General features: G+C 46.6%; 10 protein-coding genes. 5 read left to right on the top strand and 5 right to left on the bottom strand.

Going from position 1 to position 12,006, the window contains the following annotated elements:
• Position 1: 1 nt before the first annotated feature.
• Both ACVA53_RS06085 and ACVA53_RS06080 read right to left on the bottom strand, forming a co-directional pair.
• On the bottom strand, positions 2–1,684 hold the full coding sequence (locus ACVA53_RS06085) for an aspartate:alanine antiporter (RefSeq protein WP_255040948.1): 1,683 nt from the start codon (positions 1,682–1,684) through the stop codon (positions 2–4).
• 199 nt (positions 1,685–1,883) lie between these two features.
• A complete protein-coding gene (locus tag ACVA53_RS06080) occupies positions 1,884–2,147 on the bottom strand; it encodes a GrxA family glutaredoxin (RefSeq protein ID WP_255040947.1) in 264 nt (87 codons plus the stop codon).
• 294 nt (positions 2,148–2,441) lie between these two features.
• On the opposite strand from ACVA53_RS06080, the gene ACVA53_RS06075 reads away from it, so the two are divergent.
• The 5 genes from ACVA53_RS06075 to ACVA53_RS06055 all read left to right on the top strand — a co-directional run bounded on the left by ACVA53_RS06075 (position 2,442) and on the right by ACVA53_RS06055 (position 8,120).
• Positions 2,442–3,641, top strand: coding sequence for an iron-containing alcohol dehydrogenase (locus ACVA53_RS06075; protein WP_446504710.1), 1,200 nt, complete (start codon positions 2,442–2,444; stop codon positions 3,639–3,641).
• 123 nt (positions 3,642–3,764) lie between these two features.
• Positions 3,765–4,487 (top strand): oxygen-insensitive NADPH nitroreductase, encoded by a 723-nt coding sequence (gene nfsA / locus ACVA53_RS06070; RefSeq protein ID WP_255040945.1) that lies wholly within the window; start codon positions 3,765–3,767, stop codon positions 4,485–4,487.
• Positions 4,488–4,665: 178 nt separating this feature from the next.
• Positions 4,666–5,958 carry a hypothetical protein gene (locus ACVA53_RS06065; RefSeq protein WP_255040944.1) on the top strand — a complete coding sequence of 431 codons (1,293 nt, stop codon included), beginning with the start codon at positions 4,666–4,668 and terminating at the stop codon, positions 5,956–5,958.
• Positions 5,959–6,391: 433 nt separating this feature from the next.
• Positions 6,392–6,979, top strand: a complete 588-nt coding sequence (locus ACVA53_RS06060) for an acetate uptake transporter (protein ID WP_255040943.1) — start codon at positions 6,392–6,394, stop codon at positions 6,977–6,979.
• A 172-nt stretch (positions 6,980–7,151) separates the two neighbouring features.
• The gene (locus ACVA53_RS06055; protein ID WP_255040942.1) at positions 7,152–8,120 is read left to right on the top strand and encodes an ADP-ribosylglycohydrolase family protein; all 969 of its coding nucleotides are present in this window, start codon (positions 7,152–7,154) and stop codon (positions 8,118–8,120) included.
• A gap of 101 nt (positions 8,121–8,221) precedes the next feature.
• Here ACVA53_RS06055 and ACVA53_RS06050 read toward each other — a convergent pair whose 3' ends face one another.
• From ACVA53_RS06050 to ACVA53_RS06040, 3 genes are all read right to left on the bottom strand, one after another.
• Positions 8,222–9,583 (bottom strand): L-serine ammonia-lyase, encoded by a 1,362-nt coding sequence (locus ACVA53_RS06050; RefSeq protein WP_446504709.1) that lies wholly within the window; start codon positions 9,581–9,583, stop codon positions 8,222–8,224.
• Positions 9,584–9,817: 234 nt separating this feature from the next.
• A complete protein-coding gene (locus tag ACVA53_RS06045; RefSeq protein WP_255040940.1) occupies positions 9,818–11,071 on the bottom strand; it encodes an aromatic amino acid transport family protein in 1,254 nt (417 codons plus the stop codon).
• 181 nt (positions 11,072–11,252) lie between these two features.
• The gene (locus ACVA53_RS06040; protein WP_446504708.1) at positions 11,253–11,861 is read right to left on the bottom strand and encodes a CoA pyrophosphatase; all 609 of its coding nucleotides are present in this window, start codon (positions 11,859–11,861) and stop codon (positions 11,253–11,255) included.
• Positions 11,862–12,006 lie beyond the last annotated feature (145 nt).

The raw sequence follows: 12,006 nt of genomic DNA, 5'->3' as shown, positions 1-12,006 counted from the left end.
CTTAACTGAGGATCACAAACAAAGTACCTGCAATGGTTAGTAGGACATTGGCAATGGCATAGGTGCCGGCATAGCCAAGTGCCGGAATGGTGCTGCGGGCATGTTCATTAATCATATCCATGGCCGGTGCACAGGTGCGGGCACCAATAATAGCGCCAAACAGTAAGGCGCGGTTCATCTTGAGCACATAGGCGCCAAACAGGTAAGCCAGTACGACTGGGATCACGCTTACCATCAGGCTTGCTGAGAACACTGCCAAACCGACCTGCGACAGCGAGTCGAACAAGTTGGACCCGGCACTCAAACCGATGCCGACCATGAAGACCATCAGGCCGAGATCTTTGGTCATATTCAGTGCGCCCTGAGGCACGTAACCGAAAGTCGGGTGGTTGGCCCGTAGGAACCCTAGGGTAATACCGGCCACTAGCAAACCGGCTGCATTACCCAGGCCGAAGGCGATCTGGCCGAAGGTCATAGTGATGGTACCGATCAGCAAGCCAATGATGAAGAAACAGCAGAATGCCAACAGGTCGGCAATCTGGCTATGTACCGAGATGAAACCAATCCGCTCGGCAAGCCCAAGAACACGACTTTTCTCGCCACTGACCTGAAGGATATCTCCTTTGCTCAACAGGATGTTGTGATCCATTGGCATTTCAATCTGGGCCCGGACTACGCGGTTGAGGAAGCAACCGTACTCAGAGAGGTTTAGCTCCGATAGACGCTTACCTGCAATACTGTCGTTTTTCACCACGATTTCTTCTTCAACAATACGCAAGTCGAGTAAGTCACGGTCGAAGACTTCTTTGCCGTTACGGAAGCTGGGATCCAAACGAGCATGGCTATCTGGGTAACCCACCAGCGCGATCTCATCCCCTTCCTGCAAGATAGCGTCACCGTCAGGGTTAGCTAAGATGCCGTTTCGTCGTATACGCTCTATGTAGCAACCGGTTTGACGGTAAATACCTAGCTCGCGCAAGTTACGGCCATCAATCCAGTTGATCAGCTCTGGTCCAACCCGGTAGGCGCGGATAATTGGCAGGTAGACCTTGCGCTGCGCACTTTCACCGATACCGCGTTCACGGGCAATCTGCTGTGATGATTCGGCCAGATTCTGCTTTTGCAGCTTTGGCATCAGTTTGGCTAGCACAATGACACTGACCAAACCAACCAAATAAGACATGGCATAGCCGACACTGATACTGTCGATGATCTGCTGAATATTGTTAGGGTCGGAGATGTTGGACAACCCGCTGGCCAAGGCATCTTTTGCCCCAACCAATATAGGTGTTGCTGTCAGTGAACCCGCCATTAAACCGGTACTTAGGCCCAGACCGAGTCCTAGGTAGTTACTCATGGTAACCGTAATAACAATCGCTGAAAGTATCACCACCAGCGCCAGCATTAAATAATGTTTACCATCACGGAAAAAGATACCGAAAAAGTTAGGCCCGGCTTCAATACCGACACAGAATATAAACAGCATAAAGCCGATATTTAGCGCTTCGGAATCAAAGGTAAAACCGGCGTTACCAAAAAGGAGGGCAGTAATGAGGACCCCGATAGAGTTCCCTAATTGCATATTCGCTATGCGAATTTTTCCGGCCGATAGGCCAACAGCAAGTACAACAAAGAGCAACAGAATATCATTCTGATGGAGAAGGGCGGCAACGTCGATGTTCACTACAGTTTTTTCCGGGACGAGGGACTAGCAACAAAAGTGATGAAATTCTAGCTGATTTTAGGTTGCTGGCATACCGAAAATGATCGTTATTAACAGAAAAATCGCGAAATAATTTGCTGGTAAATAAAGCATAAGATAATTAAAAAGGCTGATATCTCAGCCTTTTTAAGAAAATGTTACCAAACCTGTTGCTTAGCGCTTACTGGAACAAATTTAGGTTTTCTTTCGCGTATGCTTCGAATTCAGTACAGCCACCGATGTGCTCTTGGTCAACGAAGATTTGAGGCACTGTTTCTACTGGCTTACCAACGGTTTTTTCTAGATCAGCTTTGCTGATGCCTTCAGCGTGGATATCAACGTAACGGTAGTTAAAACCTTCGCGTTCTTCTTTCAGCTTATCAGCCAGATCTTTTGCACGAACACAGAATGGGCAACCAGGGCGGCCAAAAATAACAACGAACATAACGTCTCTCCTTAAATTTGATGGAGTTACTATAGCGTGACTGGCTGGGATGAGAAAGAGGGATTTATCTCTTGCTGTCATAGACAAAACCGATTGAAGAGAAATGCACTGGTAGTAGCGGGGCGCTCAGTCTAAAACGGGACCATTTTGCAGCTTGGGATGAAATGTGACAGCTAGCAGGTTATGGTCACGATACTGATATTCAATGGTAAAAAGTTGCTCAGAATCAAAAACAGGAATATGCATAGGGGCACACTCGATAATAATTAAATAAAAATATGTAATGGAGTGCCTATGTTTCAGTTTATGACGGCCACCCGGATTATATTCGGAGAAGGTGCACTGAATAACTCGCTGTCGACTTTAAATCAGTTCGGCTACAGTGTACTGCTTGTGACGGGGCGGGACAGTGTCCGGGCTGAGTCATTGATCAGTTACTTCAAGCAACAGGGAATGCGCTATCAGCAAGTGGCGGTGCATGGTGAACCTTTGATTGCAATGGTGGAAGAGATGGCGGCGATGGGACGGAAATTTCGGCCCGATATGGTGTTGGCGATTGGTGGGGGCAGCGTACTTGATGCCGGTAAGGCGCTTGCCGCGTTAATTCCCAACCAAGGCAGTGTCTACGATTATGTTGAGGTTGTTGGACGTAATGTACCGCTGCAAGCTAAGCCCATTCCGTTTATTGCTGTACCTACAACGGCAGGTACAGGTTCGGAAGTCAGTAAGAACGCGGTGCTCCGCTCGGCGCAGGAAAATGTCAAGGTGGGGCTGCGTAGCGCCGATATGCTTCCGGATTTGGCGATTGTTGATCCCACGTTGACATACGGCATGGATCCGATCATGTCAGGGTGTTGCGGAATGGATGCCTTTACCCACTTGATGGAATCCTATGTTTGCGGTGATCCCAACCCGTTAACCGATATGGTGTGTGAAGAAGGATTAAGGCGCTTGTCCGGTGCTATTCTGGCAGCCTGTGAAGATGACGATCCCCGTGCCCGTTCCGATATGGCCTTTGCAGCTATGCTGGGAGGGATGGCGCTAGCAAATGCCAAACTGGGCGCTGCCCATGGCTTAGCCTCTTCATTGGGGGGCCGACTCCAAGCGCCACATGGCTTGATCACCGCTCAATTGGCACCTTATGTCATGCAGGAAAATGTCTTGGCTGCGCGTGAGGCTGGCAGGGCCGATGTTCTTAACCGCTATCGCCAGCTGGCTTGTATCCTGACTGGTAGAATGAATGCCGAAATCATTGATGGCATTAATTGGACGAGACGGACACTCAAGCGATTGAATTTACCCTCTGTGGTTGATTATGGCTTCTGCAATGTAATGTTTGATGAGGTAGCAGAAGATGCCTTGCTTTCCAATTCCATTAAGGGGAATCCATTGCCGCTTAATAAAGAGCGGTTATTGAGTATTCTCAATCAAATTTGTCAGTGTCAGGTGGCTGATACCACCTCGACAGACGACCTCTACAGTCAGGAAAATTAAATGGTTTATACCTGATGCTCTGAACCCTGCGACGTGAAGCATTTGGGTATAATAGTGGGTCAATACGGGGGGGTATGATAGAGTTTATCGTTCCCCGTAAGGCTCACTGTTATAAGGTTATATATGAACCAGACGATTGAAACTATTCTGCAGCACCGCTCTATTCGCAAGTTTACAGCCGAACCAATGAGTGAACAGCTGCGTAATACTATTTTGGATTGTGCTATTGCGGCGTCTTCATCAACGTTCATCCAATGCGTTAGCATTATCCGGGTCACAGAGCATGACAAGCGGGTATTGTTAGCGGAATATGCTGGCGGGCAGGAATATGTGGCCAGTGCGGCTGAGTTTTTTGTTTTTTGCGTTGATTTTAATCGTCATCAACAAATCTGCCCTGAAGCGAAACTAGGCTTCGCTGAGCAAACCTTAATTGGTGCTGTCGATGCGGCTTTGATGGCTCAAAACGGCCTCTTGGCGGCGGAGTCTCTGGGGTTGGGAGGCGTATATATTGGTGGTTTGAGAAATAATCCAGATAAAGTCGCTTCTTTGCTGTCTTTGCCTAAACATGTTCTGCCATTATTTGGCCTGTGCCTTGGTTATCCGGCACAATCGCCAGACGTTAAGCCTCGCCTTCCTCGCTCTCTTATCGTGCATGAAAATAGTTATGCTCCGTTAGATAGAGAGAAACTCGCCAGTTATGATCAACATATACGAGAATATTACCGAAACCGCACCGGCGGCAGTAAAAATATGTCTTGGAGCGAGCAAATTTCAGGGACACTGAATAAAGAAGCTCGCCCATTTATGAAGCAGTTTATTGAAGGGCAGGGTTTTAGTCTAAAGTAAAACTGTTCTTAAAATACTCGAAAAAATTGACCTTATGTCAAGTTTCATCTAAAAATCGACAAAATGATTCAATGAACTTTTTATAAAACTGTGAGTCGGATAGAATATCGATAGAAAAGACAATAATAACCAGCCTGAACAATTATCCAGTCTGGAAAAAGAATCGGAACACATATCTATGAAGTATGTTGGGAAAGTAGCCAGCATGGCATTATTGGCTGCTTTGCTCGCTGGTTGTGCAAGCACACCAGACAATGACAACAGATTATCAACGGAAGTGAATGTTGAAAGCGTACTTCAGTCTGCTGATAAAATTCACCGCCATTGGCGAAATACTCTCGTCGAAGCAGAGGGGTTAATGCCTTATGCGCCTGAACGATATGCCACAATGATAGAGAGTTGGCAGCGTGCCGATAACTTATTCAAAGAGATTCAATCTTCGCCAGAACTGGCCAATCAAAGTTATTCACTGTTCTCGTCAATGACATACCTTGAACGCTTTTATAATGAGATTGAGGCGGTAAAGAGCAACCATACCGAATTGGTAGATCTTAAAAAAATTGCCGATAAAGTCTTGGAGCCGGCGATGACTCAATTAGCCTACCTGAATTCGATTGATGCGAATGCTCACTACCGCAGCGAGTTTGTCCGGCTCAACCGTTTTTACAGTAATTTATTTGCCTTTGTGGCCCGAGGTAATCTCAATCGGGCTCGCGAAGAGCAGACTGAATTTCTGTCACGCGCCCAGAGCTTGGAAGTGAGGGTGATAAAGCGCATCTATATCACTCCGCAAGAAGAAGCGCTGCGTCAGTTGCGCCGTGAAGATGTTCGCTATTATGCTCCGCTCAGCTATGCCAAGGTAGAAGAGGAAATTAAAGCCGGTAAGGATTTAATTGATAATTATCCCCGGGCCTTTGATGCCATCAATCAAGTCGTTTCTGCGATAGAGTTTGAACTTGCCCATGCCACGCATATCGCCGAAGAGGTTAAATACCTTCGTGATCGCAATCGTGATGAATATGAGGACTATATTCTTGCCATTGAAGGGAAATTGCTCAGCATTTCTAAAGCACTTAATGACTCTGACTTGCGTGATCACTCTTTAGTCGAACAAGCTCAGCGATTAAGTACGAATGCAGCAGATACGCGTAAGCAATATGAGCTGGTAAAACGTAAGACACAACCCAATCAGCAACAGCTTCAGCTTGACACCCTGAAGGGGTTAATTGAGAAGCAGAATCAACAAATCGCCAAGCTGCAAGCGCAGCTGTTGGCAACGGCGACAGTGCCAACGGTGTCGGTTCCGTCAAATGAGCAGCAAGCAACAACGCTGCAACACTCAGATATTGCTGAAGCGCTACCAACGCAGCTCAATGTTGACAAGCAAATCGTTGATACTGATGAGGTAGAGAATAATAGCAGTGCTGTTTCCGCGACAGTGAACGAAGAGGGCGAGGGTGAAGAGATTTAATTGCCTTTCATCTTTTATTTGAAAATGATTCGCCTGAAAAAGCAGCATTTATGCTGCTTTTTTTACGCCTATAGTCCAAACTTTTTCGAATTGGTGCTGTAATGCATAAATAGCGTGGTTCTATGACAAATTATGACAAGGTGTAATTTTTAGTGTTAAGTTAGTCTGTTGTTTTTAATGCGTTTTTCGGTTTGTGTATTTGTTTGCCACCCAATATTGAATTACATTTCCTAACATTTGTCCGTGCTTGGAAACCAAAAAATGCTTTACGTATGGGTGGTAAATTACAACTTTTTTTGAGTTTGGTTAAGTTTTGTCCGGATTGTGTCTTGATTTGCCCGTCTTCGTCCTTTAGAATTCGCCGCGCATTGATTGATGCATTCAAATTTTAATTTTTATCATTTTTGTTGAATTACTCCTATTTGAGGAAAACATGTCTACGAAACTAGCTAACCCAGCACCACTAGGTCTTATGGGCTTTGGTATGACTACCATCCTTCTAAACATCCACAATGCGGGCTTTTTCCCAATTGACTCGATGATCCTAGCTATGGGTATTTTTTACGGTGGCTTGAGCCAAGTTATCGTAGGCATGATGTGCTTCAAGCGTGGAGATACGTTTGGTACCACAGCATTCACTTCTTACGGTCTGTTCTGGCTGACACTGGTTGGTCTGATTGTTATGCCGTACATGGGGCTGCCTGCTAGCCCTGAGAGTTTCATGGGTTGGTACCTACTTCTATGGGGTATCTTCACCGGTTTCATGTTCATCGGTTCACTGTGCTACCCACGAGCTAAGCAATTTGTATTTGGTTCGCTAACCGTATTGTTCTTCCTATTAGCTGCACGTGATTTCACTGGCAGCACGCTAATCGGTACTATTGCGGGCTTTGAAGGTATCATCTGTGGTGCAAGTGCGATTTACTTCGCAATGGCGCAGGTACTGAACAACGAATATGGCCGTACTATCTTGCCTATTGGTGAGCTGAAAAAAGACAAAGCACTTAAAGCTGCTGCGTAATATTTAGCTAATCGCCGATTCTTAAAATTCTCGCTGAACCTACATCTTGAAGTAGCTTGGGTATATAACCCGCCTTTACGGCGGGTTTTTTATTTGTTGTTACTCAGCCAGAATATTGTTCAGTTTGGTATAAGCTTATTGCATCGCGTGTAGCTCATGAAAGGATGAGAATATGGCACAACGTTATGCAGCCTTGATGGGAGCACTGGTCGCAGATGCTGCCAGCATGGGTACCCATTGGATCTATTCACCGGAACGTATCCGCACCCTCCAGTCCTTACCGCACTTTCCTTTTATTGAACCCGATGCCCACCATTATGAAGGGGTAGATGGTTACTATGCCCATGATAAGCTCACCGCTGGCGAGCTGACGATTTACGGCGAGTGGCTGGCACTGTATATTCGCCTGCTCAGTGAGCCTGGTATTGAAACCCATCGTTTACAGCAGGAAATTGTCGATTACTTCGGCCCTGGCGGGGAGTTTATTGGCTATGTCGATAGTCCGACCAAGGCTTTGTTACTGTCGCTGTTTTCCCTTCCACCGGAGGATTGGCCGGAAGACTCCGGGAGCGATGATGATCAGAACCCTGCGTTATGTGCGGTTCCCGTCTTGGTTGCCTTGAAGATGCCGTCTGAGAGGCTGGAAAGCGAAATAGACCGTATTGTCGGTGTCACCCATCAAAATGAACTGGCACTCGCCTGCGCCAAGGCATTTGCCAGCGCCCTCAATGAAGCATTACGCTCAAGGCGGATGGAGCCTGTACTCAATGTCCTGAAAGTAAAATGCCCAGAAGTGGTACAGGAAAAGATCGAGCAGGTACGGCTGCTCAACGGCGATGTGAACGATCTCTCGCACGTTTTGTCCATTGCCAACAGTGCTTGTCACCTTGCCGACAGCCTGCCAGTGGCTGCTTGGGTGTTGCAAAACAGTTCGAGTTATACCGAGGCGGTACTCAAAAATATTGCCGTCGGTGGTGATAGCTGTGGCCGCGGGATATTGGTCGGTGCTATAGCCGGAGCCTGCTATGGTTTTGGCGACAGTCAGGGGATCCCTATCTCATGGGTCACGACGTTGCAATGCGGCGAAGCATTGGCGGAAGATATTGAGCAGTTGCTCCACAATGCTGGTGGGGCGTTCTAGGCCGAGTCGTTCGATGAGCTATTCGGTTTTATACCAACCTCAGATACAAAAAAAGCTACCCACAGGGGTAGCTTTTCAATTTTTACAGTGAGTGGTGAAAATTAGCAAACAACCTTGATTGCTAGACCACCCTGAGACGTTTCACGGTATTTCGCGTTCATGTCTTTACCGGTTTCAAGCATCGTTTCGATAACTTTATCCAGTGATACGCGAGGCTCAGAAGAGCGGCGTAGTGCCATACGTGAAGCGTTGATCGCTTTAACGGCTGCGATACCGTTGCGCTCGATACATGGAACCTGAACCTGACCAGCAACAGGGTCACATGTTAGGCCTAGGTTATGTTCCATTGCGATTTCAGCTGCCATACAAACTTGCTCAGGGCTACCACCCATTAGCTCTGCAAGGCCAGCTGCGGCCATTGAGCAAGCTACACCCACTTCACCCTGACAGCCTACTTCAGCGCCAGAGATAGAAGCATTACGTTTGTATAGACCACCGATAGCACCGGATGCGGCAAAGTAGCGCGTGTACTCTTTCGGACCAACAGCCTGGATGAATTTGTCGTAGTAAGCCAAAACTGCAGGGATGATACCGCACGCACCGTTTGTCGGTGCTGTTACTACGCGGCCACCTGCTGCGTTTTCTTCGTTAACCGCAAACGCATACATGTTAACCCAGTCAACAACCGTCATTGGATCGTTGCTTAGCTTTTCTGTTGTCATGAGCTGCTGACGTAGGGCGGCAGCACGGCGAGGTACACGTAGAGGGCCTGGCAGGATCCCTTCTTCACTCATACCGCGATCCATACACTCACGCATGGTACGCCAGATGTTGGCAAAGTAAGTGTTGATCTCGTCTTCGGCGTTCATTGCACGCTCGTTAGACATAACCATTGAGCTGACTGACAGGCCGTGTTCCTTACACTGGTTTACCAGCTCTTCGGCTGTAGTAAACATGTAAGGTACTTTTACCGATGATTCTGATGCTTTGCCGAAGTTTTCTTCGTCAACAATGAAACCACCACCGATAGAGTAATAAGTCTTGGTGTAGGCATTTTCTTCGCCGATGAAGGCGTTGATAGTCATGCCATTTTCGTGAAGAGGAAGATTGGTAGTATGGAAATTCATCCCGCCTTCACGCGGGAAGTCTACCGTGTGGCAGTGCATGCCAACAGGAAGACGCTCTGTTTCTTCAACGCGCGCGATAAAGCCAGGGATGCTGTCGATGTCAACATGTTCAGGGCTGTTACCAGCCAGACCCATAATGATTGCGATATCAGTGTGGTGACCTTTACCGGTAAGAGAAAGCGAACCGTAAACATCCACGGTAATTTTAGTCACGTCACGAAGTTTGCCCATGGTACGCAGGTCATCGATAAACTCTTTGCCTGCTTTCATTGGGCCGACAGTGTGTGAACTGGAAGGACCCACACCGATTTTGTAGATATCAAAAACACTGATCATTGCTAATACCTCAGTCAGGGTAGCTATCTAGTTACCGTTAGACTGTAATAGTTTTTATCATTCCCGCCCCTTCCTTGGCGAGATAATTAAAACAAAAGAGCAGGGGCTAATGCGTCCTGCTCTTTAGTGCCTCTATTGTACGGAATCTGAGTCAGAAGACTATGCGTTGTAGCACATTTTCTTACTAATTCAATTCATACTGGTTAATTATCATTAAGTTGATGATAATTAACCTTACAGTGCACCGTAGATTACAGAAGTAATCGCCGCAATACCACATAGTGCTGTGAAAACCTGAGCAGGAACAGAAGTCTTGTACTTAGCCATTGCTGGTACTTTCTGCATTGCAAAGATTGGCATTAGGAACAAGATGCCCGCAATCATTGGTGCGCCCATTGTTTCGATCATGCCCAAGATGCTTGGGTTAACGACTGCAACAACCCAAGTTGTTACTACGATGAAGCCTAGAGAGATTTTCTCGATCTTGCTCTTTGGCATTTTAGAGCTTGATTTAACCAGACCAACTAGACCTTCGTGAGCACCTAGGAAGTGGCCGAAGTAGCTAGAAGTAATCGCAGCGAAAGCAACCATTGGGCCCATTAGGGAAATCATTGGAGACTCGTGGATGTTTGCTAGGTATGACAGTACTGAGATGTTTTGTGCTTGTGCGTCAGCTAGCTGCTCTGGAGATAGAGATAGCACAACAGAGAATACGAAGAACATCACGAAGCCCATCAGCATCATTGCTGCGCCACCAGTGATCATGTCTGTTTTCTGAACGGCGTTGTCACCGTATACGCGACGTTGCTCTTTAGAGAACTGAGAGATGATTGGGCTGTGGTTGAACGAGAATACGATGATTGGGATGGCTAGCCAGATGATTGAAGGCATTGCGCTCCAGTCTGGGCTAACAGAAACCATTGAAGAGTTCCAATCAGGGATTAGGTATACAGATAGCGCTAGTAGAACAAGTACTAGTGGGTAAACCATCGCTGAAGTTGCTTTCAGCATTAGTTCTTTACCAAATACAACACCCGCAGTCATTGCCATGATCAAGCCACCAGACAGGATCCAGCGTGGTAGAGATTCCATTTCTAGTTGGTTAACCATGAAAGAGTCAACAGTATTGGTAATACCAACACCGTAGATAAGAACGATTGGGTAGATGGCGAAGAAGTAAGCAAAAGTGATGATGTTAGCGCCAGCTTTACCGAAGTGTTCTTCAACAGTATCAGTGATATCAGCTTCAGGGTTTTTCGCAGAAAGAACGAAACGCGCCAAGCTCTTGTGAGCAAACCATGTCATTGGCAGAGCAAGCAGAGCAAGAATAACAAGAGGCCAGAAACCACCCGCACCTGCTTTGATAGGCAGGAACAGTACACCCGCGCCAACAGCAGTACCGAAAAGTGATAGCGCCCATGTTACGTCTTGATACGTCCATCCTGCTTTTGCAGCAGTAGTCGCTGCGGTGCTTGTAGATGTTTGCATGATTATATATCCAAAGTTAATTACGGAACGGAAATTAGGAACGGAGCGCATTTTCGTGATTTATTGCAGGAAAACTTTGATCGAGATCTCGTTCTGTAACGGGGCTAAATTGCAATACAATTTAGTGTGACTTGGGTCACATTGAGTGGCGGGGTAAAATTAGGGCGATTAACGTGTCAGATTAGATTTTCTCATACCAAAGCTGATCTGACAGTACTTTGAGCATTTGGGCTGTAGCCCCCCAGATTGAATACTTGCTGAATGGAATTGAATAAATATTGTGATTATTGCCTCTGAAAGTAACTTTTTGTATCCGTATATTCATCGGGTTTAATACGTGCTCAATAGGTGCTTCGAACAACTCATCAACCTCGTTAGGATCCAGCTGTGGCCTGTAATCTGGTGAAATCACCGATAAGTATGGTGTGACGATATAACCGCTGATTGTTGGTAAGCTTGGTAGCTGTCCAATAATACTGTCACGGTTGCATAAAACTCCAATCTCTTCTTCTGTTTCCCGTAACGCAGTATCAATTAAATCAATATCTTGTGGCTCATATCTACCGCCAGGAAATGAAACTTGTCCCGGGTGGTGTTTTAGGTGGTCAGCCCTACGGGTGAAAATCATACTGAAAGAGCCGTGGCGGGGAACCAGAGGGATCAAAACAGCAGCAGGTTTTAACGGACGGTTTTCAAGGTTGTACTGGCGAACACGAAGCGTGTGGCTTTTATCGTAGTTGGCTTGCGGGGCCAATAAGAAGCGGGTGATGATCTGTTGTTGAAAATTCATAAACCTTCCGTGGTGTCGCTATTACGGCATACTAATAACTATAGATGTTGAAACAGCCACTTAGCGAATTTCTTTTGACTCATTGTTGTTTCAGCGCTGCGGATCCATGCAGCTTTTGATAAGCAAGACTATAGATAAAAATGTG

Source organism: Photobacterium sp. DNB23_23_1 (assembly GCF_052873815.1).
This window is presented reverse-complemented; position numbering and strand designations above follow the sequence as displayed.

Coding starts and splice junctions, on each gene's coding strand:
- ACVA53_RS06080 (WP_255040947.1), bottom strand. CDS start 2,147: ATGTTCGTTGTTATTTTTGGCCGCCCTGGTTGCCCATTCTGTGTTCGT.
- ACVA53_RS06075 (WP_446504710.1), top strand. CDS start 2,442: ATGTTTCAGTTTATGACGGCCACCCGGATTATATTCGGAGAAGGTGCA.
- nfsA (WP_255040945.1), top strand. CDS start 3,765: ATGAACCAGACGATTGAAACTATTCTGCAGCACCGCTCTATTCGCAAG.
- ACVA53_RS06065 (WP_255040944.1), top strand. CDS start 4,666: ATGAAGTATGTTGGGAAAGTAGCCAGCATGGCATTATTGGCTGCTTTG.
- ACVA53_RS06060 (WP_255040943.1), top strand. CDS start 6,392: ATGTCTACGAAACTAGCTAACCCAGCACCACTAGGTCTTATGGGCTTT.
- ACVA53_RS06055 (WP_255040942.1), top strand. CDS start 7,152: ATGGCACAACGTTATGCAGCCTTGATGGGAGCACTGGTCGCAGATGCT.
- ACVA53_RS06050 (WP_446504709.1), bottom strand. CDS start 9,583: ATGATCAGTGTTTTTGATATCTACAAAATCGGTGTGGGTCCTTCCAGT.
- ACVA53_RS06045 (WP_255040940.1), bottom strand. CDS start 11,071: ATGCAAACATCTACAAGCACCGCAGCGACTACTGCTGCAAAAGCAGGA.
- ACVA53_RS06040 (WP_446504708.1), bottom strand. CDS start 11,861: ATGAATTTTCAACAACAGATCATCACCCGCTTCTTATTGGCCCCGCAA.